Origin of the sequence: Caballeronia udeis (assembly GCF_044909315.1) — a bacterium.
In the GTDB taxonomy this organism is placed as follows: domain Bacteria; phylum Pseudomonadota; class Gammaproteobacteria; order Burkholderiales; family Burkholderiaceae; genus Caballeronia; species Caballeronia udeis_A.
The window spans coordinates 23,233-47,115 of the sequence record NZ_JBIYEB010000003.1 but is presented as its reverse complement, the minus strand read 5'-3'; the positions used below and the strand labels follow the sequence as shown (position 1 = coordinate 47,115).

At 60.5% G+C, this 23,883-nt stretch carries 27 protein-coding genes and 2 tRNA genes; 14 read left to right on the top strand and 15 right to left on the bottom strand.

Annotated features, from left to right (window positions below):
• Window positions 1-9: 9 nt before the first annotated feature.
• From cysW to ABH944_RS05370, 3 genes are all read right to left on the bottom strand, one after another.
• Entirely contained in the window at window positions 10-939 is a 930-nt protein-coding gene (gene cysW / locus ABH944_RS05380) for a sulfate ABC transporter permease subunit CysW (RefSeq protein WP_404605305.1), read from the bottom strand.
• Entirely contained in the window at window positions 936-1,832 is an 897-nt protein-coding gene (gene cysT, locus ABH944_RS05375; RefSeq protein ID WP_062090220.1) for a sulfate ABC transporter permease subunit CysT, read from the bottom strand. Before cysT ends, cysW begins: the two co-directional genes overlap by 4 nt.
• A 168-nt stretch (window positions 1,833-2,000) precedes the next feature.
• Window positions 2,001-3,050: a sulfate ABC transporter substrate-binding protein gene (locus tag ABH944_RS05370; RefSeq protein ID WP_404605307.1), complete on the bottom strand. Its 1,050-nt coding sequence runs from the start codon at window positions 3,048-3,050 to the stop codon at window positions 2,001-2,003.
• A 292-nt stretch (window positions 3,051-3,342) separates the two neighbouring features.
• On the opposite strand from ABH944_RS05370, the gene lexA reads away from it, so the two are divergent.
• From lexA to ABH944_RS05355, 3 genes are all read left to right on the top strand, one after another.
• Window positions 3,343-3,999, top strand: coding sequence for a transcriptional repressor LexA (gene lexA, locus ABH944_RS05365; RefSeq protein ID WP_062090218.1), 657 nt, complete (start codon window positions 3,343-3,345; stop codon window positions 3,997-3,999).
• 206 nt (window positions 4,000-4,205) lie between these two features.
• Window positions 4,206-4,592 carry a hypothetical protein gene (locus ABH944_RS05360; RefSeq protein ID WP_404605309.1) on the top strand — a complete coding sequence of 129 codons (387 nt, stop codon included), beginning with the start codon at window positions 4,206-4,208 and terminating at the stop codon, window positions 4,590-4,592.
• A 151-nt stretch (window positions 4,593-4,743) separates the two neighbouring features.
• Window positions 4,744-5,397, top strand: coding sequence for a DUF2939 domain-containing protein (locus ABH944_RS05355; protein WP_404605310.1), 654 nt, complete (start codon window positions 4,744-4,746; stop codon window positions 5,395-5,397).
• 130 nt (window positions 5,398-5,527) lie between these two features.
• On the opposite strand, the gene ABH944_RS05350 is transcribed toward ABH944_RS05355, so the two are convergent.
• On the bottom strand, window positions 5,528-6,034 hold the full coding sequence (locus ABH944_RS05350; RefSeq protein ID WP_097262436.1) for a universal stress protein: 507 nt from the start codon (window positions 6,032-6,034) through the stop codon (window positions 5,528-5,530).
• A gap of 400 nt (window positions 6,035-6,434) precedes the next feature.
• On the opposite strand from ABH944_RS05350, the gene nodI reads away from it, so the two are divergent.
• Together nodI and ABH944_RS05340 are read left to right on the top strand one after the other, a co-directional pair.
• Window positions 6,435-7,400: a nodulation factor ABC transporter ATP-binding protein NodI gene (gene nodI, locus ABH944_RS05345; protein WP_404605312.1), complete on the top strand. Its 966-nt coding sequence runs from the start codon at window positions 6,435-6,437 to the stop codon at window positions 7,398-7,400.
• 78 nt (window positions 7,401-7,478) lie between these two features.
• The gene (locus ABH944_RS05340) at window positions 7,479-8,291 is read left to right on the top strand and encodes an ABC transporter permease (RefSeq protein ID WP_404605378.1); all 813 of its coding nucleotides are present in this window, start codon (window positions 7,479-7,481) and stop codon (window positions 8,289-8,291) included.
• Window positions 8,292-8,420: 129 nt separating this feature from the next.
• On the opposite strand, the gene gnd is transcribed toward ABH944_RS05340, so the two are convergent.
• From gnd to ABH944_RS05325, 3 genes are all read right to left on the bottom strand, one after another.
• Entirely contained in the window at window positions 8,421-9,407 is a 987-nt protein-coding gene (gnd, locus tag ABH944_RS05335; RefSeq protein WP_404605314.1) for a phosphogluconate dehydrogenase (NAD(+)-dependent, decarboxylating), read from the bottom strand.
• A 6-nt stretch (window positions 9,408-9,413) separates the two neighbouring features.
• Window positions 9,414-11,510 carry a transketolase gene (gene tkt, locus ABH944_RS05330; protein ID WP_404605315.1) on the bottom strand — a complete coding sequence of 699 codons (2,097 nt, stop codon included), beginning with the start codon at window positions 11,508-11,510 and terminating at the stop codon, window positions 9,414-9,416.
• A 283-nt stretch (window positions 11,511-11,793) separates the two neighbouring features.
• Window positions 11,794-12,846, bottom strand: coding sequence for an NADP(H)-dependent aldo-keto reductase (locus tag ABH944_RS05325; RefSeq protein WP_404605380.1), 1,053 nt, complete (start codon window positions 12,844-12,846; stop codon window positions 11,794-11,796).
• A gap of 205 nt (window positions 12,847-13,051) precedes the next feature.
• Here ABH944_RS05325 and ABH944_RS05320 point away from each other — a divergent pair, with 205 nt between their 5' ends.
• Window positions 13,052-14,494, top strand: a complete 1,443-nt coding sequence (locus ABH944_RS05320; RefSeq protein ID WP_404605316.1) for an MFS transporter — start codon at window positions 13,052-13,054, stop codon at window positions 14,492-14,494.
• A gap of 216 nt (window positions 14,495-14,710) precedes the next feature.
• Here the strand turns inward: ABH944_RS05320 and ABH944_RS05315 are convergent.
• Together ABH944_RS05315 and dusA are read right to left on the bottom strand one after the other, a co-directional pair.
• Window positions 14,711-14,786: transfer RNA gene (locus tag ABH944_RS05315), tRNA-His, on the bottom strand.
• Between the two features lie 99 nt (window positions 14,787-14,885).
• On the bottom strand, window positions 14,886-15,887 hold the full coding sequence (gene dusA / locus ABH944_RS05310; protein WP_404605317.1) for a tRNA dihydrouridine(20/20a) synthase DusA: 1,002 nt from the start codon (window positions 15,885-15,887) through the stop codon (window positions 14,886-14,888).
• Window positions 15,888-16,168: 281 nt separating this feature from the next.
• Here dusA and ABH944_RS05305 point away from each other — a divergent pair, with 281 nt between their 5' ends.
• Together ABH944_RS05305 and ABH944_RS05300 are read left to right on the top strand one after the other, a co-directional pair.
• Window positions 16,169-16,462 (top strand): hypothetical protein, encoded by a 294-nt coding sequence (locus ABH944_RS05305; protein WP_404605319.1) that lies wholly within the window; start codon window positions 16,169-16,171, stop codon window positions 16,460-16,462.
• Between the two features lie 260 nt (window positions 16,463-16,722).
• Entirely contained in the window at window positions 16,723-17,148 is a 426-nt protein-coding gene (locus ABH944_RS05300) for a hypothetical protein (RefSeq protein WP_404605320.1), read from the top strand.
• On the opposite strand, the gene ABH944_RS05295 is transcribed toward ABH944_RS05300, so the two are convergent.
• The 4 genes from ABH944_RS05295 to ABH944_RS05280 all read right to left on the bottom strand — a co-directional run bounded on the left by ABH944_RS05295 (window position 17,145) and on the right by ABH944_RS05280 (window position 19,728).
• Window positions 17,145-18,251 (bottom strand): enoyl-CoA hydratase/isomerase family protein, encoded by a 1,107-nt coding sequence (locus ABH944_RS05295; RefSeq protein WP_404605322.1) that lies wholly within the window; start codon window positions 18,249-18,251, stop codon window positions 17,145-17,147. The two genes, ABH944_RS05300 and ABH944_RS05295, sit on opposite strands and share 4 nt — an antisense overlap.
• Window positions 18,252-18,314: 63 nt before the next feature.
• Window positions 18,315-18,929 (bottom strand): TetR/AcrR family transcriptional regulator, encoded by a 615-nt coding sequence (locus ABH944_RS05290; RefSeq protein WP_404605323.1) that lies wholly within the window; start codon window positions 18,927-18,929, stop codon window positions 18,315-18,317.
• Window positions 18,930-19,010: 81 nt separating this feature from the next.
• Window positions 19,011-19,295, bottom strand: coding sequence for a DUF1488 family protein (locus ABH944_RS05285; protein ID WP_404605324.1), 285 nt, complete (start codon window positions 19,293-19,295; stop codon window positions 19,011-19,013).
• Between the two features lie 61 nt (window positions 19,296-19,356).
• Entirely contained in the window at window positions 19,357-19,728 is a 372-nt protein-coding gene (locus tag ABH944_RS05280) for a hypothetical protein (RefSeq protein ID WP_257025947.1), read from the bottom strand.
• 520 nt (window positions 19,729-20,248) lie between these two features.
• Here ABH944_RS05280 and ABH944_RS05275 point away from each other — a divergent pair.
• On the top strand, window positions 20,249-20,566 hold the full coding sequence (locus ABH944_RS05275; protein ID WP_404605381.1) for a hypothetical protein: 318 nt from the start codon (window positions 20,249-20,251) through the stop codon (window positions 20,564-20,566).
• A gap of 27 nt (window positions 20,567-20,593) precedes the next feature.
• On the opposite strand, the gene ABH944_RS05270 is transcribed toward ABH944_RS05275, so the two are convergent.
• Both ABH944_RS05270 and ABH944_RS05265 read right to left on the bottom strand, forming a co-directional pair.
• Window positions 20,594-20,932 (bottom strand): DMT family transporter, encoded by a 339-nt coding sequence (locus tag ABH944_RS05270; RefSeq protein ID WP_404605325.1) that lies wholly within the window; start codon window positions 20,930-20,932, stop codon window positions 20,594-20,596.
• A gap of 3 nt (window positions 20,933-20,935) precedes the next feature.
• On the bottom strand, window positions 20,936-21,439 hold the full coding sequence (locus ABH944_RS05265) for a heme-degrading domain-containing protein (protein ID WP_404605327.1): 504 nt from the start codon (window positions 21,437-21,439) through the stop codon (window positions 20,936-20,938).
• Window positions 21,440-21,832: 393 nt separating this feature from the next.
• Here ABH944_RS05265 and ABH944_RS05260 point away from each other — a divergent pair, with 393 nt between their 5' ends.
• The 5 genes from ABH944_RS05260 to ABH944_RS05240 all read left to right on the top strand — a co-directional run bounded on the left by ABH944_RS05260 (window position 21,833) and on the right by ABH944_RS05240 (window position 23,801).
• Window positions 21,833-22,096: an ESPR-type extended signal peptide-containing protein gene (locus ABH944_RS05260; RefSeq protein WP_404659310.1), complete on the top strand. Its 264-nt coding sequence runs from the start codon at window positions 21,833-21,835 to the stop codon at window positions 22,094-22,096.
• Window positions 22,097-22,211: 115 nt separating this feature from the next.
• Window positions 22,212-22,288, top strand: a tRNA-Met gene (locus ABH944_RS05255).
• A 216-nt stretch (window positions 22,289-22,504) separates the two neighbouring features.
• Window positions 22,505-22,891, top strand: a complete 387-nt coding sequence (locus ABH944_RS05250; protein WP_404659308.1) for a DUF2946 domain-containing protein — start codon at window positions 22,505-22,507, stop codon at window positions 22,889-22,891.
• 84 nt (window positions 22,892-22,975) lie between these two features.
• A complete protein-coding gene (copC, locus tag ABH944_RS05245) occupies window positions 22,976-23,347 on the top strand; it encodes a copper homeostasis periplasmic binding protein CopC (protein ID WP_404605330.1) in 372 nt (123 codons plus the stop codon).
• A gap of 7 nt (window positions 23,348-23,354) precedes the next feature.
• Entirely contained in the window at window positions 23,355-23,801 is a 447-nt protein-coding gene (locus ABH944_RS05240; protein WP_404605331.1) for a copper chaperone PCu(A)C, read from the top strand.
• Window positions 23,802-23,883 lie beyond the last annotated feature (82 nt).

Below are 23,883 nucleotides of genomic sequence, written 5' to 3'. Positions count from 1 at the left end.
TTTCGCCTTCTAGTTCTGGATTGACGCGACCGGCATATCGGCGGGCCGTGCCTGCACTGCTTCAATCGATTGCGACATGCGGCGCTCGGCGAGCAGCTTCAGCGCCAGCGTGACGAGCGCGAGCAACGCAAGCAGCGACGCCACGGCGAACGCCGCCGAAAAGTTGTACTCGTTGTAGAGGATTTCCACGTGCAGCGGCATGGTGTCGGTTTGTCCGCGAATGTGGCCCGATACCACCGATACCGCGCCGAACTCGCCCATCGCCCGCGCATTGCAGAGAATCACGCCGTACAGCAGACCCCACTTCACGTTCGGCAAGGTCACGCGGCGGAAGATCTGCCAGCCCGACGCGCCAAGCACGTGCGCGGCTTCTTCCTCGTCGCTGCCTTGCGCCTGCATCAGCGGGATCAGCTCGCGTGCAACAAACGGGAACGTGACGAAGATCGTCGCCAGCACAATGCCGGGCACGGCGAAGATGATCTGTACGTTGTGGTCGATGAGCCAGGGGCCGAACCAGCCCTGCGCGCCGAACATCAGCACGTAAATCAGGCCCGAGACGACTGGCGAGACCGAGAACGGCAAATCGATCAGCGTCGTGAGGAGGGCTTTGCCGCGGAATTCGAATTTCGCGATGGACCACGACGCCGCCAACCCGAACACCACGTTCAGCGGCACGGCAATAGCGGCAACAATCAGCGTGAGCTTGATGGCGGACCACGCGTCGGGGTCTTTCAGCGAATCGAAGTAATAGTCCACGCCCTTGGCAAACGCCTGCGCAAACACGGCAACGAGCGGCACCACAAGAAACAGCGCCAGGAAAATCAGCGCAATGGTCGTCAGGATCCAGCGCACGGCGCGCGGTTCAGTGACCGGATCGAGCCGGTGTTCCGTCACTCGGGGCGCGGTCGCGCCTACCGCTTTCTGGTTGACCGTACTCATGCTTTCGCCCCGTCGATATGCAATGCACCGGCCGAAGCGGGCGCAGGACCTGCTCCGCCGCGGCTCGTGCGCCGTTGCAGGAACCATTGCAGCGTATTGATCAGCAGCAGCATCAGGAACGACACGCACAGCATCACCACGGCGATCGCGGTCGCCCCGGCGTAGTCGTATTGTTCGAGCTTCGTGATGATCAGCAGCGAAGTGATTTCGGACTTCATCGGTACATTGCCTGCGATGAAAATCACCGACCCGTATTCGCCTAGCGCACGCGCGAATGCGAGCGCGAAACCGGTCAGGATCGCGGGAAACAGCGACGGCAGCACCACGCGGCGAAACGTCAGCCAGCGCGTGGCGCCAAGGCACGCGGCCGCCTCTTCCTGCTCGCGCTCGAAATCTTCCAGCACGGGCTGCACGGTCCGCACGACGAATGGCAAGCCGATAAACGTCAGCGCCACCAGCACACCCAACGGCGTGAAAGCCACCTTGATCCCGAGCGGCGCGAAAAACTGGCCGATCCAGCCATTCGGCGCGTACACCGCGGCAAGCGCGATGCCGGCAACGGAAGTCGGCAACGCAAACGGCAGATCGACCACGGCGTCCACCACGCGCTTGAACGGGAACGTGTAGCGCACCAGCACCCAGGCCACCAGGAAGCCGAACACGGCGTTGATCAGCGCGCCGCCGAGGGCAGCCGTAAACGTCAGCCGATACGACGCCATCACGCGCGGCGAAGTCACCGCGCGCACGAACGTCGCCCAGTCGAGCGTGGCCGTCTTGGCGAAGGTCGCGGCGAGCGGAATCAGCACCACGAGGCTCAGATACGCCACCGTGATGCCGAGCGTCAGGCCGAAGCCCGGCAGTGCGCTGGGCTTGCGGAAAGTAAAAGTCGTCATGCGTGAATCATCCAATTCCACCACGCCGCGGGGACGGCGCTTCGGGGTCGAGCTTCGGGTTGGTTTCCGGGCCGTCTATGCGGCCGTAGTGTCATTTCAAGCTTCTTTTACGACTACAGCACCGCGAGCGCGCAAGCGCCGGCGATGCTGTCCTTCAAACCGCCATGCTTACTGCGGCTGATAGATCGAATCGAACACCCCGCCATCGGCGAAATGCGTCTTTTGTGCTTTGGCCCAGCCACCGAACGAGTCGTCGATGGTGTAGAGCTTGATCTTCGGGAACTGCTTCGTCAGCGCGGCGGGAACAGCCGTGGAGCGCGGCCGATAGAAATTGCGCGCGGCGATCTCCTGCCCTTCTTCGCTATACAGATACTTGAGGTAAGCCTCGGCCAGTTTGCGCGTGCCGTGACGATCGACCACCTTGTCGACGACCGCCACCGGCGGCTCGGCCAGGATGCTCACCGACGGCACCACGATCTCGAACTTGTCCGAACCAAATTCCTTCAACGACAGGAACGCCTCGTTTTCCCACGCAATCAGCACATCGCCCTGACCACGCTGCACGAAACTCGTCGTCGCGCCCCGTGCGCCCGAATCCAGCACGCCGGCATTCTTATAGAGCTTGGTCACGAAGTCCTTCGCGGTCGTCGCGTTGCCGCCCGGCAGATGTTCCGCATACGCCCACGCCGCGAGGTAGTTCCAGCGCGCGCCACCCGACGTCTTCGGATTCGGCGTCACGATAGACACGCCCGGCTTGAGCAGGTCCGGCCAGTCCTTGATCTGCTTCGGGTTGCCCTTGCGCACGAGGAACACGATCGTCGATGTGTACGGCGAGGCGTTGTCCGGCAAGCGCTTCTGCCAGTCCTGGGCGACCAGTCCCTTGGCTGCGAGCGCATCAATGTCGTAAGCGAGCGCCAGTGTCACAACGTCAGCCTGCAAGCCGTCGAGGACCGAGCGCGCCTGACCGCCGGAGCCGCCGTGCGATTGCTTGAACGTGACGGTTTCACCGGTTTCAGCCTTCCATTTCTTGCCGAAAGCCTGATTGAATTCCTGGTACAGCTCACGCGTCGGGTCGTACGACACATTGAGGAACGACGTGTCGGCATGCGCTTGCGCGATCATTCCCGCGGTCATCCCGGTCACCGACGCCGCCCCGATCACCGCCGTGGCAAACAGCTTCCTTGCACGTGCGCCCCACCCCGAATTCCGACTCAGCATTGCCCCGTTCTCCGTCTTATGTGTTTGAGCAGCCGAGTCTATCGACGAGCTTTCATTATTAAAAATAATTGTTATTCATTCTTTTAGATGAAAAAGTGCTAATGACGGCTGGAAGCGGCGTTGCGGCCATCAATCAGGCGTTGGAGCACCGGATTTTGGGCTCTGTGTGGTTCTGACGACGCCGAACTTAAAGTAAAGCTTGAAAAGCGCCGAATACTGTATAAAACTACAGGTATCTGTTCATCCATACAGTGGACGACCGGCCATAAAGGGGCAAAAGTACGTGACCAAAATGAGCAAACTGACTGCGCGGCAGCAAGAGGTTTTCGAACTGATCCAGCGTGCGATCGAACGCACCGGGTTTCCGCCCACACGCGCCGAGATCGCAGCCGAACTAGGCTTTAGCTCCGCTAATTCCGCTGAGGAGCATCTTCGGGCGCTGGCGCGTAAAGGGGTGATCGAACTGGCCGCAGGTTCATCGCGCGGCATTCGCTTGCTGACCAATGGAGGCCTTGACGATGGTCCTCACCAGTTCACGTTGCCTCATGCCAGCATCATGCAATTGTCCTTGCCACTGGTCGGGCGCGTGGCGGCCGGTAGCCCGATCCTTGCGCAGGAACATATCTCCCAGCATTTCGCCTGCGACCCGGCGCTGTTCTCCAGCAAACCGGATTATCTGTTGAAGGTGCGTGGTCTCTCCATGCGCGACGCGGGCATCTTCGACGGTGATCTGCTCGCCGTGCAGAAGAAAAACGAAGCAAAGGACGGGCAGATCGTCGTAGCTCGGCTCGGCGACGACGTCACGGTGAAACGCTGGAAACGTCGTCCGGATGGGGTTGAATTGATCGCTGAAAATCCTGATTACGAGAACATCTTCGTAGCGTCAGGCAGTGACGACTTTGCGCTGGAAGGTATTGCGGTCGGGTTGATTCGTTCCGGCGAGCTTTGATTTCTGCACGGCTTTCAGCTTCTGCCTTGATTTCTGTTTGCTGATTTCCGGTTTCTGATTTTGCAGCGCGGCGGGTGTTCCGGGGGTTCCCGGTCCCAGCCGCGCTACCCATGAATTCCGGCCCTAAAAAGCGTGACGGACATCGCACCCGCGATGAACCGGTGCGCGTCCTATTGTTATCGATCATCGGTTATCGGAGAAACATCATGGAACGATTCGCCCGGCTGTTTTCTGCTTCTTTTTTATCCGCATCGTTCGCGCCGACGGCTCGTGCGCCACTATCGTTTCGGCAATTCCGGGAGTTCGGCCGTTTGCGGCACCTGCGCTCGCTGATCTCCTGCAAGACACAAAAGCCCGCCGACACCCCCGATCTCTTTGACGAACTGCCCGTCCTGCCCTCGCGGCAACCCGCGTTCGCCCGGGTATCGCTGAGTGCATCGGTGCATACGCAGGCCGAACAACGTGCGCCGGTGCGGGTTTATCGCGGCGAATCGCGGGTCATCATGGTCGGCAATATCGCAGCGGTATCGCGCATGATCGACCGCTGTATCGACGAGGAGCGTGCAGGCGCCGAAGGCGGATTACTCGCCTGATTCAAAGAAACGATGGAATTTACAGGGGTAACGCGGGGATAATTCTGGCGCCGTTGCGGTCCATCTAAAGAGCTGAGTTCTTTCTGGTCTCCGCTCTCTACTCGTGCATTCGAGCCGCATCCACTTCATCAGCCAAAAGGCGCCTTAGAGTATGTCCCGTACCAGCAAGTCCGTTGTCAGTGTGTTGTTGGTTGTTATTGTCGTGGCGGTACTCGGCTGGATCTATGCGTCGCCGTATATCGCGCTCGATCGGTTGAAACGCGCCGCCGACGCCCGTGACGCTCAAACGGTGAGTCAGTATGTCGACTTTCCGCTGCTGCGTGAAAGCCTGAAGGACCAGGTCGGGCAGTTGTTGACGCGAAAGATCGACATACAGAAGAGCGGCAATCCGTTAGCGATGATCGGCGCCATGATTGGCGCAGCGCTAATCGGCCCGCTGGTTGATTCGTATGCAACGCCCGACGGCGTGGCGGCAATCCTCAATGGCATTCCCCCACGGGGCGATCCGGGGGAGAAACCACCGATTTCGGCCGAGGCAAACGGCGACGTTGCTGCAGCTCGCGGGGCCGCGCCAGCGCCTCAGGCACCGCCGGCCGCACCGGATCAACCGGCGCCTACGGTCGCTTCGCCTTCCACACCGCCCGCCCCGAAGCCGCCGCCGCAAACCACGGCGGGGTATCGAAGTTTCGATACTTTCGCGGTGAACTACCAGCACGGCACCGGCGACGCACGCTATTCAGCCATTTTCCGGCGCTACGGGTTGTTCTCGTGGAAATTGGTCGCGGTGGAACTGAACGGCAGCTAGGCGGTTGATCGGCTTTCCCGCAGCTACAGGACTGTTCGCCCTGTAGCTGCGGGCTGATAACCTGATGGCGAACCCCGGCTTGGCCGTTTGTTGCTCCGCGCCCACCCTCAGCCCACGCGCGCGGGCGGCATCAAACATTCGCCTCGGCTTTCGCGGGCATCGCGGCGTGTGCAGCGTCTTCCTGCTCGGCAGATGTACCCGTTGGCGACACTGCCACCAAAATGCTGCACGACACCCGATCCATCAGCGGCGTGTTGCCCGAGCCCATCCACCAGCGCGCGAGACCCGTGCGGCACCGGTGCCCGACCACCACGAGATCCACCTGCAAGCTCTGCGCGAGCCCCGCAATTTCATCGATAGGATGGCCGAAGGCAAAGTGGCCCTGCGCCGGAACACCCCGTTCGGTCAGCCATTCCACGCCTTCGCGCAGGATGTCCCGGGCGGCGTCTTCGAAACGGCCGCACGCCATATCGGTGAGGAGGCCGGCGCTTTGGGCGATGCTGGAGCGCATGTCGACTACGGCAAGCACATGCGTTTCGGCTTTCAGGTCAAGCGCCAGATTCGCGCCGTCACGTAACGCCTTGCGCCCCTCGCGGGAACCGTCGTAACACAACAGGATTTTTCGGTAGCTCGCCATGGTGGTTCTCCGCGCTGCATGAAGGCAGCAAAGGGCATCAAAAAACGGTCGTCATAGTCTTGCAGATTCTGCCCCGTGGGCCGGGCGGGCGACAAAACCCGGGCCGCGTTGCCTTCATCATGGTGCGTCCCTGAAACGGTGGCAACGATGGAAAACGCTAATGCGGCCCAGTCCCTCGGCGAACGCCAAGCGGGCACCGTGCCAGGTCCGTGAATCCCTTGATGGGCGGGCCTTCCGGTCATTGGCCCCAGCGTCACGAAAGCGTCCGGCGACCGCAAAATGGCTCCCGTGCGCGCCCGCAGTGCAGTTCAGACAGAGGGACGCGCCTCGTTGGTGCAATCGATTAAACTAGTTAGCTTGTTTTCAGAGCCAACTTCCGACCCAACACCTGAGTTCGCGCATGTCAGATGCAGCAGTGTTACCCGCCGACGCAAACCGCACGACTGCCGCGCCGGGAAATCCGGCGATCGAGTTTATTGACGTCGAAAAACATTACGGTGACAAGACCGTCGTCAACGGGCTGTCGTTCCACGTTCTGCCCGGCGAGTGTTTTGGCCTGCTTGGCCCCAACGGCGCGGGCAAGACAACCACACTCAAGATGCTGCTCGGCCTGACCGCGCCGGATGCAGGCACGATCCGTCTTGTGGACGAACCCATTCCCGGCCGCGCCCGTTATGCCCGGCGCCGCGTGGGCGTGGTGCCGCAATTCGACAACCTCGATCCGGACTTCACCGTCCGCGAAAACCTGCTCGTATTCGGCCGTTATTTCGGCATGAGCGGCAGCGAGATTGAAGCCGTGGTGCCGTCGCTGCTCGAATTCGCCCGGCTCGAGAGCAAGGCGAACGCGCGGGTCGGCGAGTTGTCGGGCGGAATGAAGCGTCGGCTCACGCTCGCGCGCGCACTGGTGAACGATCCGGACGTGCTGATCATGGACGAACCGACCACCGGACTCGATCCGCAAGCACGGCACCTGATCTGGGAACGGCTGCGCTCGCTGCTTGCACGCGGCAAGACGATTCTGCTCACCACGCATTTCATGGAGGAGGCTGAACGGCTTTGCGACCGGCTGTGCGTGATCGAGGAAGGCCGCAAGGTAGCGGAAGGCAAACCCGACGACCTGATCCAGCGGGTGATCGGCTGCGACGTGATCGAAATCTACGGTCCCGATCCGCAAGCCCTTCGTGAAGAACTCCTGCCGTTCGTCGGCCGTATGGAGATCAGCGGCGAGACCCTGTTTTGTTACGTCGATGACCCCGCGCCCGTGCATCAGCGCGTAAAGGGACGGCCTGGCGTGCGTTATCTGCACCGGCCGGCAAATCTTGAAGATGTGTTTTTGCGCCTGACCGGGCGCGAGATGGTGGACTGATCGATGTCGAGCGAACCGAATGTGAACACCGCTGAGTCCCCTGGGTCTCCCGCTTCACCCGTGCGTGCAACCCACGCGGTGAGTAAGTCCCAACCCAAGCCTCACCGCGAACCGCTCCTGAGTGCGATGCCCGCGAACGCATCGAACTGGATGTCGGTCTGGCGGCGGAATTATCTGGTCTGGAAAAAACTCGCGATTGCGTCAATGTTCGGCAACCTGGCCGATCCCATGATTTATCTGTTCGGACTAGGTCTTGGGCTCGGCCTGATGGTCGGCCACGTGGACGGTGTTTCGTACATCGCGTTTCTCGCGGCGGGGACGGTGGCATCGAGCGTGATGATGTCGGCGAGTTTCGAGGCCATGTACTCCGGCTTCTCGCGCATGCATGTGCAGCGCACGTGGGAAGCGATCATGCATACGCCGCTGACTTTGGGCGATATCGTGCTCGCGGAAATTGTGTGGGCCGCGAGCAAGTCGGTGCTCTCCGGCGTGGCGATCATGCTGGTGGCCGGCGTGCTCGGCTACGCGAGTTTTCCGACCATGCTTTATGCGTTGCCCGTGATTGTCCTGACCGGTCTGGCGTTCTCCAGCACGGCGATGATCGTGACCGCGGTGGCGCCGAGTTACGACTTCTTCATGTTCTACCAGACGCTCGCGCTCACACCCATGTTGCTGCTCTCCGGCGTGTTCTTCCCGCTCACGCAATTGCCGGCGGTGGCGCAAAATGTCTCGCTATTGTTGCCGTTGTCGCACGCGGTCGCGCTGATCCGTCCCGCGATGCTCGACCGGCCGGCGGAACATGTCGTGCTGCATGTGGCTGTGCTTGCAGCGTATGCCATCGTGCCGTTTTTTATCTGCGCGGTATTGTTCCGTCGACGGATGATGCGTTAACCGCGTGAGCGGGAGATAGGACCGGTCGAAGCCGTTCTAATAAAGAGAAAAGCCGTTTCAACTCACGTTGAAACGGCTTTTTTACCCATCTTCAATCCACTTGCCGCACAGGAAAATCCAGCAAAAAACTCACTTCAGTCCCGGCGTGAATTCCTTGTGGCCGCCGAACCCGAAACGCATGGCCGACAGCATGCGGTCGGCAAACGAATTTTCTTCACGCGACCGGAACCGCGAATACAGCGCCGCCGATAGAACCTGCGCGGGCACCGCTTCCTCGATCGCCGCTTCAATCGTCCAGCGCCCTTCACCGCTATCGGCCACTTCGGCCGAGTATTTATCTAGCGTGCTATTGCCGGCCAGTGCACCTGCCGTCAGATCGAGCAGCCACGACGACACCACGCTGCCACGCCGCCAGACTTCGGCAATGTCTGCGATATCAAGATCGTAGCGCTGTGCCTCGGGCAACTCGGTCGACGACTTGTGCTTGAGGATGTCGAATCCTTCCGCGTACGCCTGCATCAAGCCGTACTCGATCCCGTTATGCACCATCTTCACGAAATGCCCCGACCCGACCGGCCCCACGTGCATATAGCCGTTTTCCACACGTGTATCGCGGCCTTCGCGATTCGGCGTGGCGGGAATATCGCCGCGTCCGGGAGCCAGCACGGAGAGAATCGGATCGTGCCGCTGCACCACGTCCTTGTCGCCGCCAATCATCATGCAATAACCGCGCTCGAGGCCCCACACACCGCCGGACGTGCCGACATCCACGAAATGGATGCCCTTCTCCTTCAGCTTCGCCGCATGGACAATATCGTCCTTGTAGAAGCTGTTGCCGCCGTCGATGACCGTGTCGCCCGCCTCAAGGATCTCGTAGAGATCGTTCAGCGTGTCTTCGGTGATCTTGCCCGCCGGCAACATCAGCCAGACCGAGCGCGGCGCGGCAAGCTTCTTCACGAGATCGCCCAGGTCACTTGCACCGGTCGCGCCGTCGGCCACGACCGCCTGCGTCGCTTCGGGCGCATGGTCGTACACCACGCAGGTCTGTCCGCCGCGCATCAACCGGCGTGCAATGTTCGCGCCCATACGGCCTAGTCCAACGATTCCGATCTGCATAATGGCTTACTCCTTATGGCTGGTTTTGACGCGTTCGATCTGCTTTTTCGCTTCGTCGTAGACGTGTTCCGGCGTGAAGCCGAATTTCTTCTTCAGTTCGGCGAGCGGAGCCGACGCCCCGAACGTATGCATCACGATCTGCGAACCGAGACGGCCGACATAGCGGTCCCAGCCGAGCGCACCGGCCTGCTCCACGCACACGCGCGCGGCGACATCCGGCGGAAAGACGGAATCCTTATAGGCGTCGTCCTGCCGTTCGAACAGGTCCCATGACGGCATGGAGACGACCCGCGCCGCGATTCCCTCGCTCTTGAGCTTCTCATAGGTGTCGACGCACACCGACACTTCGCTGCCTGTCGCCATCAGGATGACTTCGGGCTTCTTGCCGCCTTCAGCGTCGGCGAGAACATAGGCGCCCTTGTGAACCCCCTTCGCCGATGCATACTTCGACCGGTCAAAAGTCGGCAGCGGCTGGCGCGAGACGACGATGCACGCCGGCCGTTGCGGTTCGGACAATGCGGCACGCCACGATTCGGCGACTTCGTTCGCATCGCCCGGACGATAGGTGCTGAGTCCCGGCACCCCGCGCAATGAAGCCAGTTGTTCGATCGGCTGATGCGTTGGGCCGTCTTCGCCCACACCGATTGAATCATGCGTGAACACGTAGATCACCGGCACTTCCATGATCGACGAAAGCCGGATAGGCGGCTTCATGTAGTCGCTGAAAATCAGGAACGTGGAACCGTAGGGCCGCAGGTTCGACAACGCGATGCCGTTGCAGATTGCGCCCATTACGTGCTCGCGAATACCGAAGTGCAGGTTGCGGCCGGCGTAGTTGTCGTACTCGAAACTGCCCGCGCCTTCGAACTTCATATCGGTTTTTGTCGATGGCGACAAATCCGCCGAGCCGCCGATCATCCAGGGAAAACGCTTGGCAATGGCGTTCAACACCTTGCCCGATGATTCCCGCGACGCAATGCCCTTCGCATCGGCGTCGAACGTGGGAATGTCCGCGTCCCAACCCTCGGGCAACTCGTGGGCTTCGATCTGCGCAAACTCCTTCGCCAGGTCCGGATACTTCTTCGCGTAGTCATCGAAACTCTTTTGCCACGCTTCGCGCGCCGCTTTGCCGCGTGCGCCAATGCCCTCGTTGAAGTGCGCATACACGCCGTCCGGCACGAGGAAACTCGAGTCCTCCGGCCAGCCGTAAAACTTCTTGGCGAGCTTGATTTCATCCACGCCCAGTGGCTCGCCGTGCGCTGCGGAGGTGTCCTGCTTATGCGGCGCACCCCAGCCGATAATGCTCTTCACCACAATCAGCGTAGGTCCGTCGGTGTTGGCCTTCGCCTGGTTCAGCGCAGCTTCGAGCGCGGCGCCGTCGTTGGCGTCGTCGACGTGCAAGGTGTTCCAGTGGTAGCCCTTGAATCGCGTTTCCACGTCATCGCTATACGCAAGATCCGTGTGACCTTCAATGGTCACGCGATTGCTGTCGTAGATCCAGGTCAGATTCGACAACTTCAAGTGCCCCGCCATGGAGGCCGCTTCGTGCGAGATGCCTTCCATCATGTCGCCGTCGCCGCACAGCGCATACACGTGATAGTCGAAAATCTGCGCATCCGGCTTGTTGAAATGCGACTCGTACCAGCGCCCTGCCATCGCCATGCCGACGCTATTTCCCAGCCCCTGCCCGAGCGGACCCGTCGTGGTTTCAACGCCCGAAGTCATGCGGTATTCCGGATGGCCGGGCGTCTTGCTGTCGAGTTGCCGAAAATGCTTGATGTCGTCCAGCGATACAGCCGGACCATCCGTTGGCTTACCGGCGTGATTGACGGCTTTCACCCCGGTCAGGTGCAGCAGCGAATACAGCAGCATGGACGCGTGGCCAACCGACAGCACGAAGCGGTCGCGATTCGGCCACAGCGGTTCAGCCGGGTCGTAACGCAGGTGGTTTTGCCACAGGTGAAAGCCTACCGGCGCAAGCGCCATTGGGGTGCCCGGGTGACCGGAGTTGGCTTTTTGCACGGCGTCCATGGACAGCGTGCGGATGGTGTTGATGGCGAGGGTGTCGAGATCGGAAGAGGACTTCGAGGGGGTTTGTGGCATGAGCGACGACTCCTTTGCGTAGGGCGCGCTGAGGCACGAGAGGCACCACAGCGGCAACCGGGACCTTCGAGCAAGTGTAATGCCATGACAACTGGCGCGTCACCAACGAGCAGCGAAGCGCGCGCCAGCCAAGCACTGGCGCGGCTTATGACAGACGATTACGACATCAACCGAGACAACAACTTTACGCTTGAAACCATGCAAAAACAGATGCAGCGGGTAAAAAATCGTGGCCGTTTTCAATCAGCGTACGACAAGCGTATGACACTTTTCAGCGAAACGATCAGGGTGCGGGATTCGGCTGGGCTTCGTGAAGCGCATCGATTTCGGCCAGGATCTCATCGGACAATTTCACGTCCAGGCTGCCGATGTTCTCGTGCAATTGCGCGAGCGTCGTTGCGCCGATCAGCGTGCTGGTGGTGAACGGCCGGCTGTTCACGAACGCAAGCGCGAGTTGCGCCGGGCTCAGGCCGTGGCGCCTGGCGAGTTCCACGTAAGCGCTGATCGCCTTGACCGCGTGTGGCTTGCTATAACGGGCAAATCGCTCGAACAACGTGATGCGAGCACCCGCCGGACGCGCACCGCCCTCGTACTTGCCGGACAACCAGCCGAACGCAAGCGGCGAATACGCCAGCAGGCCGACGCCTTCCCTGTGCGTGAATTCCGAGAGCCCCGTTTCGAACGTACGGTTCACCAGGCTGTACGGATTCTGGATGCTCACAATTCTCGGCAGGCCGAGTTTGTCGGCGGCGTGAAGGAATTGCGCGACACCCCAGGGTGTTTCGTTCGATACCCCCACGTAGCGGATCTTTCCTGCCTTCACGAGATCGCCGAGCACCGTCAGCGTCTTTTCGATCGGCACCGTGTATTCGTCCTCGACCCACGGATAGTTCGCGCGTCCGAACGTCATCGTGCTGCGGTCGGGCCAGTGCAACTGATACAAATCGACGTAATCCGTCTGCAGCCGAGCGAGGCTGGTATTAACGGCTTCGGTCAGGTTGGTCCGGTCAAACTGGTTGCCCGCGCCGCGGATGTGCCGCGGGTTGTGCGGCTGGCGCGCGGGTCCCGCGATCTTGGTCGCGAGCACGATCTTTTCACGTGCGCCCGGGTTCGCTGCCAGCCACGTGCCGATGTACGCCTCCGTGCGCCCTTGCGTCTCCGGGCGCGGCGGCACCGGGTACATCTCGGCGGCGTCGATCAGGTTGATGCCGGCATCGAGCGCGGCACTGAGCTGCGCGTGCGCATCGGCTTCCGTGTTCTGCTCGCCCCAGGTCATCGTGCCCAGTCCGATCAGGCTGACATTGACATCCGTTCCACCGAGTTTCCGGTACTCCATTGCTTGCTTCCCCATGTTGGTGTTCAGGTTTTAAAGACGCTCGCCGAGTGCTGAAGCTACCATAGCGCGGGCCTTGCTGCATCGATGCCCGCCGCCACGTCGCGGCCCCAGCCCGGTAAGCTATCGGCATGTGGTGTAGTTGCCTTTCATTAGCTTTTCAGTATCGCCGTCTTCATTCAAGATCCGAACAAGAGAGACGCCTTCGATGCAGGCCCCCGACCTTTCCCGCACCACGTCCGGCGCGGCGAACCCACGCGGTTCCTCCGTCATCGTGATGCTGGTCGCGGCGACCTTCTTCATGGAGAACCTCGACGGCACGATCATCGCCACGGCGCTGCCGGAAATGGCGCGCTCGTTCGGGCTGCACCCCGTCGACCTGAGCCTTGGCATTACATCGTATTTGCTGACGCTTGCCGTATTCATCCCCATTAGCGGCTGGGCCGCCGATCGCTTCGGCTTGCGCACCGTGTTCGGCAGCGCGATCGCCGTGTTCACGGTTGCGTCCGTGCTCTGCGGCATGACGTCGACGCTGCCCGCGTTCACGGCGGCCCGTGTGCTGCAGGGTATTGGCGGCGCGATGATGGTGCCCGTCGGGCGGCTCGCTGTACTCCGCGCCACGCCGAAGGAAGGCTTGATGCGCGCTATCTCGATCATTACCTGGCCTGGTCTTGTCGCGCCCGTGATCGGGCCGCCGCTGGGCGGGTTTATCACCACGTATTCGTCGTGGCGCTGGATCTTTTACCTGAATCTGCCGCTCGGGGTGATCGGCTTGATGGTGGCGCTTCGCTACCTCGATAACACCCGCGAGCACGCCGGCCGCCGCTTCGATTTTCCGGGTTTCGTGCTATGCGGCCTTGCCTGCACGACCCTGCTCTACGCGATGGAACTCGTTGGCCGCAACGACACGCCCTGGGCGCTTGCAAGCGGGCTGATCGCGCTCGGCGTGCTGGCCGGCGTGGCCGCGTGGTGGCATGTGCGCCGCGCGACCGAACCGCTCCTCGATCTCGACGCACTGCAGATCAAGACCTTCAGGGTAGCGATGGGCGGCGGCTCGCTGTTTCGCATCGCCATCAGCGCGGCGCCGTTCCTGCTGCCGCTGATGTTTCAGGTCGGCTTCGGGCTGAACGCATTCGAATCCGGGCTGCTGACGTTATCGGTCTTCGCCGGCAATTTATCGATGAAGCTGGTCACTACACCGGTCATGCGGCGCTTCGGCTTTCGTCCGGTGCTGATCGTGAACGGAATCGTGGCGGCTGCGTCGCTGGCGGTAATGAGCTTGATATCGGCGACGACGCCGACCTGGGTCATCGTCGCCGTGTTGTTTGCGAGCGGGCTGTCGCGCTCGCTGCAATTCACGGCGTTGAACACCCTCAGTTTCGCCGATGTCCCGAAGGCGCAGATGAGTGGCGCGTCAGCGTTGTCCAGCACGTTGTTCCAGTTGACGATTGGGATTGGCGTCGCGGTCGGTGCCATCGCTTTGAGACTCGCGGAATGGATGCATGGTCACGACGCGCAGACGGTCCTGCCGGCCGATTTCAGTATCGCGTTCCTGATCGTGGGCGCGGTGGGATTGCTCGGGGTGGCGGATCTGTTCAGCCTGCATCGCGATGCGGGTGCGCAGGTCAGCGGACATGGAAGAAAGGGGTAAGGCTGGTTACACCTGAACATCAGGGAAAGCTATCGCACACCGGGTTAGACAAGACGGCGCGGCAAAACGAACTCAGAGAAACAGAAGCCGTTTCGAAAACGGTACCTGAGTTGTATATGGGCAGATCTTGACCAAATCTGACTGCACAGTAGTTACATGGATTCCAGAAAACAAAAAGCCCAACTCGTGAAAGTCGGGCTTTTTGCTTGAATCTTTTGGGGTGGCTGATGGGGCTCGAACCCACGACAACAGGAATCACAATCCTGGACTCTACCAACTGAGCTACAGCCACCACTGTCTTACTTCTTACTGCCTCTCTAGCTCACCAAGAACTGGCTTGCTGAATCGAGAAACGAGATTATACGAACAAAGATTCGCTTTGCCTAGTCCCTTATTCGATCAATTCGACAGCATCTCGCAGATGAGTGCGCGCTTCATCGAAAATGGCCATATCGCCTGTTGCGAGGCGGCGGCTATCCGAGAGCACGCGACGCCAGCCACGCGCACCCGCCACGCCTCGATACAAACCCAGCGCGTGTCGCGTAATACCGCCAAGGAACGTCCCGCGCGCCACTTCCTGACGCGCGTAGTCGATCAAGCCGGCCTCGACTTCCTCGCGCGACAGCACGGGCGTCTGCGCACCGTAAAAACGGGAATCGACGCCCGCTAGCACGTAGGGGTTGTGATAAGCCTCGCGGCCAAGCATCACGCCATCGACATGTTTCAAATGCTCTTCCACTTCGTCCAGCGTCTTGATGCCACCATTGATCGATATCTCCAGATGCGGGAAATCGCGCTTCAACTGGTAGGCATATTCATACTTCAGCGGCGGAATCTCGCGATTCTCCTTCGGGCTCAAGCCCTTCAGGATCGCATTACGCGCGTGGACGATAAACACCTCGCATCCGGCATCGGCAACCGTACCGACGAAATCCCGCACGAACGCATAGTCCTCAACCGCGTCCACGCCGATCCGATGCTTGACCGTGACCGGAATCGATACCGCATCGCGCATGGCCTTCACGCCATCCGCGACCAGTTGCGGCTCGTTCATCAGGCACGCGCCAAAAGCACCGCGTTGCACCCGCTCGGACGGGCAGCCGCAATTCAGGTTGATCTCGTCGTAGCCCCATTGCTCGCCGAGCTTCGCGCTACGGGCGAGATCGGCCGGTTCGCTGCCGCCAAGCTGCAACGCGACGGGCGCCTCGCCTGGCGTGAACGCGAGATGGCGTGCGACATCGCCGTGCAGTAGTGCGCCGGTCGTGACCATTTCGGTGTAGAGCCACGTATGCCGCGTCAATATCCGATGGAAAGACCGGCAATGACGGTCAGTCCAGTCCATCATTGGAGCAACGCTGACACGGCGCGGGCTGGGTTTTGATGCTATTGACATGAGGAACTGCTAATTTTTAAGCGTGAGACGCGTTTTTTTGGCGTCGAATATGCAATTTTACCGTAACGCTCGGCACTGAGCACTGGCTGCGGTCCGCAAGCGGATCAGCTGCAAGATCCGGGGCTCACCCCGCGCAAATCGATCTTGCCTTGCCGCTGAAGCCCTGGCTGCTGACTACGCCGCACCAAAAAAACGAATCTTCCACCCTCTCCGATGTCACAAACCAAACGGCAGCGCCTTGCAGCACCTCGACAGAAACGCGCGCCGATCCGGAGAAAACCATGAAATCCCGCGCCCTTGGAACCCTGCCTGGCATTGTGGCCGCGGCTGCTTCATTGATTGCCGGTGTCAGCGCCGTAACGACAGTGCAAGCCCAGACTGCGCGTCCTGCGGACTCGGCGTCGATGGTAAAACCACCGCCCGCGCCCGGAGCATCTGACCCGCCCAAGGCCCCGAATGCGAGCGGATCACGCGCCTACAACCCTGACAACATGCCGATGAAACGCCCTGCGCTTCCGGCCAACGGCGACCGCATGCTGCACAACAATCCGGCGAGCGACGCGATCGCGAAATAACATCGGCACGAGCGTGGCTCGGCGCACGTGACGCTTGTCGTCGAAGTTCATCTACCGCAGACAGGGTCCGCAAGTGGCGCAGGCTGCCGCTGATCTGCGTCGATAACCCGGAAAGTATCGAGCAACATTAGCTAGCATCCCGTTGCATCTACCGCAAAGCTCCGCTTGATTGCACCATAACGCAGCATACCCGCCCCTATAATGACGCCACCTTAAAATATTGGCGCAGCCGCGGCTAGCGTCCCAAGCGGTGGTTTTTAATGCAAAAAGTCATTCTGCCGTTCGTTGCGGGCTTTCTCGCCGCGCTGTTTTTCCGTGAAGCAACCATCGCGTTGCTGCATGCAGCCGGGGTGGTCGATCCAGCCGGTTATTCCACCGTTCCGTTCCTGCCGCTGGGCATTCCCGAGTTCATTGTCAACGCGCTATGGAGCGCGGTTTTCGGCATCCTGATGGCGTGGCTGCTGCGGGTCTCGCCCGAGCGCGCGGCGCCGTGGGTGGGCGCGCTGATATTCGGCGGCGTCGTGCTGACGGCCGCGAGCGTGTTCGTGGTGGACCCGCTGCGCGGCATCTGGCCGAGCGGCAACATGCTTCCCCGCCTTGCGCTCGGATTCGCATCGAATGCCATGTGGGGCTGGGGCGCGCTCGTCTTCCTGCGAGCCTTCACGGCCGGCAGCGAAGCGGACTAATCTGCCAGCGCAGCCAGCGGATGGCCGGGCCCGGTCCACGGGCTGTCGAACATCCGCAGCACCTCTTCCCGCGTCACCGCTTCCACATGCGTCACCTTCCACGCGGGCTGGTTGTCTTTATCGACAATACGTGCCCGAATACCTTCCATCACGTCGCCATGATCGAACGTGGCGCGCGTAAGCCCGAGGTCGCGCCGCAGCGTCTCGGCCATGCTGGACGATTTCGCGCGGTCGATAAGTTCCAGCGAGACATCAATCGACAACGGCGAACGCTCGCGTAGCTCGGCAGCCGTATGCGCGGCCCATTCGCCTTCCGGCCCGCTCGTCGCGCTTTCCAGCGATTTCAGACACGCCGCGCCGTTCCCGGACGCAAAATGCCTGTCGATAAACACCCGGTTCCGCTCAAGATCACTCGCCTTGCCCGCGTCCGGCCGCCCCTGTGCCTCGACGAACCGCACGACCTCCGCGCCCGTCGCGAAGGTCTTTTCCTTCAGCGCATCTACCAGCCCGGCCAGCGAGTCGTCTTCCATGCAGGTATCGGCAAGACCGGCGTAGAGTGCATCGGCAGCATCGATCGTCGCGCCCGTCGCCGCGAGATAGCGCCCGATCGCGCCCGGGGTACGCGCGAGAAACCAGCTCACGCCCACATCCGGAAACAAGCCGATGCGCGTCTCGGGCATGGCCAGCTTCGTCGACGCGGCGACCACCCGCACGCCGCCCGTCTTCCGCGCGCCTTGCGAAATGCCCATTCCCCCGCCCATCACCACACCGTTCATCAACGCGATATACGGCTTCGGATACGTGAAGATCGCATGATTCAAGCGGTATTCGTCCGTGAAAAATTCGTCGATGGCCGCGCGCTCACCCGCCTTCGCCGATTGATACAGGAAACGGATATCGCCGCCCGCGCAGAACGCGCGCGGATGCGGACTGTAGATGACCACCGCGTGCACCGTCGCGTCGTCGCGCCAGGCGTCGAGCGCGCCGTGAATGGCATGCAGCATGGACGTGGACAGCGCGTTCAGCGCCTTCGGCCGGTTCAGCGCGATAAAGCCGATCCCCTGTGCGCGTTCAATACGAATTTCGTCGATGGATTCAGTCATATGCGATACAGGTTTCTATTCGTGTGAGGGGAGATAGAGCGGGAAATGGAACCGGAAAGCAGGTCAACCCGCGGTTGCCGACGGCCGTCGACGAGCCGCTTTCTTGTTCACGCCCGGCAAATACAGGTCCAGCACTTCATCTATCAGCGTTCCGGCCGGCGCGGCGAAAATTGTCGGGGCCGTCAAGCTCAACGACACGATACCGTGCAACGCTGCCCACAACGTCCCGGCCCGGGCGGCGGGGTCATGAACAAGCGCCAGCGTCCGGGTCAGCACGGAAAGCACCGTTTCGCCGGCCGATTCCGCAGCGCTGAACGCGGCATCGGTATAGGCCGGATTCTGCATGAAAATCAGCCGATACACCTCGGGATGTGCCTGCCCGAACTTGACGTATGCATGCGCCATGGCCCTCAGGCGCTCAACCGGCTCCGCTATGCAATCGTGCGTGTGCAGTGCCTCAAGCAACTGCGCGTGACCCTCGACGCAAAGCGCGTGGGCAATGGCGTCGCGGCTGGCAAAGTGGAGATAAAGCGAAGCGGGTGAATAACCGACGATCTCGGCAAGCTTGCGCATGGACAGCGCGCCAAAACCTTCGCGTACGACGATCGCGCGCGCCGCATCCAGGACCTGGACGCGCAGTAAGGGCTGATTTGAAAAATGTTGTCTTGAGCCGGCCATCCCGCGCATTTTCCGGATGACACTGGACAAGTCAATGCAAAGCTGAACAGCGCTGAGTGTGACCGTGGTGCTGATTGACCGCTATCCGTTCGCCATGCCGGGCGGAAAATGGCCGCTCTTCAGTAGCACGGGCGCGCCATTGCTGACTTGCAGATGCTCCCGCGCAACCGCTTCGATCCTCGTGCGCGCGGCGTCGAACGCCCGTATCCAGCCCGTGCTGTCGCAGCTTTCCACGCCAAAATGATCCTCCAGCGCCTCGACCGAGATCGCGCACGGAACCCGCTCGCCGTTGACCAGCGCAGCAAATACCACCGTGAGATTCGTGTCGCGATACGCGGGCGCGTCGGCTGGAAAAAGGATATTCATGGCTGCCTCGCACGCAAGAAAACAGATCGCAACGATGGTACTCGCGGAGCAAACGTGCAGTCTACCCCGCAGGAGTCATGCTTGCGCGCATCAGCCCGGCGGGCACATCGACGATCATCAGGGAGACCGCGTCGGGATCCGCGTAGTCGAACCTCAGATGCCGGCTCATGTCCCTTACCCGTTCGCAAAATTGCTGCTGCGCCGCGTGGGTGGCGAGATCGAACAGGCTCAATGCCTCCGTCTCGAACCGATAGTGCACACCCCACGCAATATTGCCTGGGTGACTTGCCATGCCGCCTGTGCGCCAGCTTACGAACAAACACGGTTTCTGATCCGTGCCGATCTCGCTGATATCCGCGCCGCTCGGAAACAAATCGAGCAGCGCCTCGGCTACACAACGCATGGCCGGGTGACGGATATTGAGCGTACGCATCAGCTATTTCTCAGCAATCTGTCGATATAAGCGCGCGCCGCCGCGCCGATGTAATACCCCCGATACGGGCCGTTGACACGTGCAGCCATGGTCTTCCTCTCGATGTTTTATCAGTATTCGTGCGCTGCCCACGCCCCAGTAAGGTTTTAACACCGGCAATTAGTTCGCTGCCGTTGCAACCTGTTGCATTTTCCTACGATGCCCTCAATCACGTAGATGCGTTGAAAAGTCTCCCCTGCTCTGCGCATTGCAAGGCACGCGCCCGCAACCTGTATTTCAAATACATTTATAGAAGCGAGCTTGATCCAAGTCAAAACGGGCCGCTTTTTACCGCGATCACTGGCGTGTGGGAAAATACGTGATGAAACATGAAATATGGTTGGAAATCATGCCTTGAAAAGCAGGTTGGACCGCGCCCATGCGTTGCGCCTGATCTTTTCGACGCTTTTCCGGCGTTTGTCACCTGAGGAACACAATGAAGCAATTTGCACGGCGCCTGCCGACCCCCTCCCCGTTGCGTATGGCACGAGTTCTACAGGCCGCTGGCCTCAGCCTCGCAGCCGTGGGCGTTTTAAGCCTTGGCGGATGTGCATCGTCGACCGATGCGTCGCTGATTCATCTCCCCGATGGCCAGAGCGGCTACGCCATCAACTGCAGCGGCGCCGATGCCAGTACGACATGGGCGAGCTGCTACGTGCTGGCGGGCGAGAAATGCGGCGCGACCGGCTACACGATCGTATCGAAGGATAACGAGGAAGGCGGACCATCGGGCGGCAGCATCACCAACGTGGTGTCGGCGAATGTTAAAAACCGTTCGATGGTCGTGCGTTGTAATTGACCTCGGTATCGCCCGTCTTTACGAAAACTAATGCGGGCTGACCTTCGAAAACACGTTCAGCACCACCACGCCCGCCACGATCAGGCCCATGCCGAGCACGGCGGGCAGATCGGGGATCTGCTTGAATAGCAGCGCCGCCACCAGCGTGATCAGCACGATGCCTGCCCCCGACCAGACGGCATACACAATGCCAACCGGCAGCGACTTCAGCGTGAGCGAGAGCAAGTAGAACGAGATGCCGTAGCCGATCACCACGATGACGGACGGCACCAGCCGCGAGAATCCGTCCGATGCCCGCAAAGCCGATGTCGCCACGACTTCGGCGACGATCGCGACCGCGAGCAGCATATAAGCGGATGGGCGCATGGGTTACGCCTTGTCCGATACAAACGCGAGCGCGCTTGCGTCGTGGCCGAGAATGGCGCACAGCGCCTCGACCACGAACTCGTGATCCTTGCGCTGCGGCAAGCCCGATACCGTGACCACGCCGATCACACCTGCGCCTTTGACCGTGAGCGGGAATGCGCCGCCATGCGAGGCGAACTCCGCGGCGGGGAGACTGTATTTATCGGCGAGTGTTGCCGATGCTTGCTGCAAGCTCAATCCGATTGCATACGAACTACGGCGGAAGTGCTCGACCGTGCGCGCCTTGCGCTGCGCCCAGCGGACGTTGTCGGGCGTGGCGCCATCGAGTAACGCGAAAAATAAAGGCTGCCCGAAGGTGCGCACGTCGATCGCCATCGGCGCGCCACGCGCGACTGCCATTTCGCGAAGCTGCGAGCCAATCTGCCATGCGCGATCGGAATCGAAGTGCGGGAAGACGAGGGTCTTCTCTTGAAGAGCGATGGTCTGCAGATCTTGTGCGATGTTCATAAACGATGGTTCCTGGCGAGTGAAAAGTCGAGCGACGCGATTAGACAAATTGTGACACGGCCGGGAAATCGAGCTTGCGTGATCACGCCATTGACCTGCTCTTCGGCGACGAACGAGCGTCGTCAACTCGTGATACGCGGACGGTCCTATCATCCATTGCTGATCGGCCAAGGATTCTCAACTTGACCTAAATCGTCTTATATATCAATTGATTCGGTATCCTTATGTATTATCTATCCTGTACCAGGTGAATTGGGAGCTTTCTCACCAGGACATTCAAGCTTGCTCAGTAGAGTTCGACGTTATCCACATAGCCTTCGGCAAGTTGAAGCGAATTCGACACAGGCATTGGTCCAGCACGAAGAGAATCCCTTCCCTCTGAGGGCTCGACTCATGGATTGGGGTCAACTTTACGTTGATATGCAAATGAATAATGTTTACAAGTCCGTCCGGAATGAAGCGCTCGGTGCTTGCGTCGCAGTACCGGCAAATAGTCCGACACGCGATAAGCGAAGTGGGCGGATCGCCGCTTCGAGCTATGCCCTGTGCGCCAATACGCATCAACACGAGAAATCGACCCCGGTCACATTCAGCCCGGGCTATGTCACGTTATCCGGCACAATGCCGCTCTTACATGCAGCGCCCCGACATATGTAGGCACCAACAGCATCGACGCGACTCATCAATTCAAGCCGCACTCGATCAAGCTGTCAAAGCGAAGGAACATGACAAACATGTTGCACTGCGGTGCCCGTTGTCTTATAATCTTTTTCGCGGGGTGGAGCAGTCTGGCAGCTCGTCGGGCTCATAACCCGAAGGTCATAGGTTCAAATCCTATCCCCGCAACCAAGGATTAAAAGTCAAAAGCCCGGTTCTCCGGGCTTTTTTCATTTCGGCGTCAACGGTTGGGTCAGGTAGCGTTGGGGCACGCGCTTGTGTAACGCGAATATCAAGTCCTCATGGTCCAATGCTGCGCTGAATGGTCGCCCTGCCAGCGCACAAACGCTCGCATCCTCGCGTGGCATAATCGGCGGCTCAGCCGCTTTGGAAGCCAACGTCAGTCTCATGCGCCGTCGCCTCGTCCGCAAGTTCGGCAGCCTCCTCGGATTGCTTGCGATCCTGATGACCGCGCTCGCTCCGGCCGTGTCGCAAGCACTTGCCTCCGGCGCGCAGCCCAAGATAATCCTGAGCGCGTTCTGCTCGGCAACATCACCGAACCCGCAGACCGGCACTGCCAAACCCACTTCTTCGCAGCACTCCGCCGCAGGTCATTGGAACGCATGCGGGTACTGCAATCTCGCGGCACACTCACCCGCAGCACCACCTTGCGCAAGTGCATATCAAGCGCGCGCTACGTCGGGATCTCTACCCGACAACACCCCTGCCCAGCCCTTCCCGCCTTATGCGCCGGTCTTCGCTGCACAGCCTCGCGCGCCGCCAGTCTTTGTCTGATTCTTCTTCGCATTGCCACTGGCTAAATGGCCAGTACTCATCATCCGCGTCATCCGGATAAAACGAGATCAAAACAGGATCGGCATGAACACGTCTCTCATAAGCATGGTCAGACATGGCGGCCTTGGCGCCCTGCTCCTCGCAACAACTCAACTGGCTGTTGCGCATGCGCATCCCACGCAGCAAACACCCGCACCTGACGCAACCGTCGAAGCACCGCACGAAGTAGCCATCGATTTCACAGAAGATCTCGAACCGGCATTCAGCACGCTGACTGTGGTCAATGCAGCGGGCAAGCAGGTCAACAGCGCGAAATCGGCTGTCGATGCGGCCAACAAGAAACATATGAGCGCCGCCCTCGGTGATCTGAAAACAGGCCCATATCAAGTGAAATGGACGGCCGTGGCCGACGACGGTCATCGTACGCAAGGCCACTATCTCTTCAACGTAAAGTGAGTTGATCATGAAAAAGAACGCCCTGATTCACGCTGGTTTGCTGGCCTTTTGCGCTCTTGCTGCAACCGGCGCGCAAGCCGCGACGCTCGAAGTACACGATTGCTGGATCCGTTCGATGCCGGCTAAATTGCCGTCGTCGGGCTACTTCGTGATATCGAATAGCGGCGATAAACCCGCTACCCTTACCGGCGCCGAAACGCCCGCGTTCGGCATGGCGATGCTGCATAAATCGACGAGTAACGGCAGCACATCGACCATGTCGATGGTCGATTCCGCCGAAGTGCCCGCGCACGGCACGCTCGCGTTCGCCCCGAGCGGTTATCACCTGATGCTTGAGGACGCACCCAAGCCGTTGAAGGTTGGATCAACGATCCCGCTGAAGCTGACGTTCGCGGATCAGTCGAGCATCGAGACGACATGCGCGGTGAAGCCGGCGTCCACGCTAGGCAAATAAGCACGCAGCAATAAAAAGGGCGCGCAGCAATTTGATTGCGGCGCGCCCTTCTTCTTTGGCATTACCTTCGCCAGATCGGCCT

Bases quoted from the DNA above. Each gene is read 5' to 3' on its own strand.
- ABH944_RS05300 (WP_404605320.1), top strand. From the start codon at position 16,723: ATGCAAAAAGTCATTCTGCCGTTCGTTGCGGGCTTTCTCGCCGCGCTG.
- ABH944_RS05360 (WP_404605309.1), top strand. From the start codon at position 4,206: ATGGAACGATTCGCCCGGCTGTTTTCTGCTTCTTTTTTATCCGCATCG.
- ABH944_RS05370 (WP_404605307.1), bottom strand. From the start codon at position 3,050: ATGCTGAGTCGGAATTCGGGGTGGGGCGCACGTGCAAGGAAGCTGTTT.
- ABH944_RS05350 (WP_097262436.1), bottom strand. From the start codon at position 6,034: ATGGCGAGCTACCGAAAAATCCTGTTGTGTTACGACGGTTCCCGCGAG.
- ABH944_RS05295 (WP_404605322.1), bottom strand. From the start codon at position 18,251: ATGACTGAATCCATCGACGAAATTCGTATTGAACGCGCACAGGGGATC.
- gnd (WP_404605314.1), bottom strand. From the start codon at position 9,407: ATGCAGATCGGAATCGTTGGACTAGGCCGTATGGGCGCGAACATTGCA.
- ABH944_RS05285 (WP_404605324.1), bottom strand. From the start codon at position 19,295: ATGAATATCCTTTTTCCAGCCGACGCGCCCGCGTATCGCGACACGAAT.
- ABH944_RS05355 (WP_404605310.1), top strand. From the start codon at position 4,744: ATGTCCCGTACCAGCAAGTCCGTTGTCAGTGTGTTGTTGGTTGTTATT.
- ABH944_RS05280 (WP_257025947.1), bottom strand. From the start codon at position 19,728: ATGCGTACGCTCAATATCCGTCACCCGGCCATGCGTTGTGTAGCCGAG.
- ABH944_RS05275 (WP_404605381.1), top strand. From the start codon at position 20,249: ATGGCACGAGTTCTACAGGCCGCTGGCCTCAGCCTCGCAGCCGTGGGC.
- nodI (WP_404605312.1), top strand. From the start codon at position 6,435: ATGTCAGATGCAGCAGTGTTACCCGCCGACGCAAACCGCACGACTGCC.
- cysT (WP_062090220.1), bottom strand. From the start codon at position 1,832: ATGACGACTTTTACTTTCCGCAAGCCCAGCGCACTGCCGGGCTTCGGC.
- ABH944_RS05250 (WP_404659308.1), top strand. From the start codon at position 22,505: ATGCGCCGTCGCCTCGTCCGCAAGTTCGGCAGCCTCCTCGGATTGCTT.
- copC (WP_404605330.1), top strand. From the start codon at position 22,976: ATGAACACGTCTCTCATAAGCATGGTCAGACATGGCGGCCTTGGCGCC.
- ABH944_RS05290 (WP_404605323.1), bottom strand. From the start codon at position 18,929: ATGGCCGGCTCAAGACAACATTTTTCAAATCAGCCCTTACTGCGCGTC.
- ABH944_RS05260 (WP_404659310.1), top strand. From the start codon at position 21,833: ATGGATTGGGGTCAACTTTACGTTGATATGCAAATGAATAATGTTTAC.
- ABH944_RS05305 (WP_404605319.1), top strand. From the start codon at position 16,169: ATGAAATCCCGCGCCCTTGGAACCCTGCCTGGCATTGTGGCCGCGGCT.
- cysW (WP_404605305.1), bottom strand. From the start codon at position 939: ATGAGTACGGTCAACCAGAAAGCGGTAGGCGCGACCGCGCCCCGAGTG.
- ABH944_RS05270 (WP_404605325.1), bottom strand. From the start codon at position 20,932: ATGCGCCCATCCGCTTATATGCTGCTCGCGGTCGCGATCGTCGCCGAA.
- ABH944_RS05320 (WP_404605316.1), top strand. From the start codon at position 13,052: ATGCAGGCCCCCGACCTTTCCCGCACCACGTCCGGCGCGGCGAACCCA.
- tkt (WP_404605315.1), bottom strand. From the start codon at position 11,510: ATGCCACAAACCCCCTCGAAGTCCTCTTCCGATCTCGACACCCTCGCC.
- ABH944_RS05325 (WP_404605380.1), bottom strand. From the start codon at position 12,846: ATGGAGTACCGGAAACTCGGTGGAACGGATGTCAATGTCAGCCTGATC.
- ABH944_RS05240 (WP_404605331.1), top strand. From the start codon at position 23,355: ATGAAAAAGAACGCCCTGATTCACGCTGGTTTGCTGGCCTTTTGCGCT.
- dusA (WP_404605317.1), bottom strand. From the start codon at position 15,887: ATGTCAATAGCATCAAAACCCAGCCCGCGCCGTGTCAGCGTTGCTCCA.
- lexA (WP_062090218.1), top strand. From the start codon at position 3,343: ATGAGCAAACTGACTGCGCGGCAGCAAGAGGTTTTCGAACTGATCCAG.
- ABH944_RS05265 (WP_404605327.1), bottom strand. From the start codon at position 21,439: ATGAACATCGCACAAGATCTGCAGACCATCGCTCTTCAAGAGAAGACC.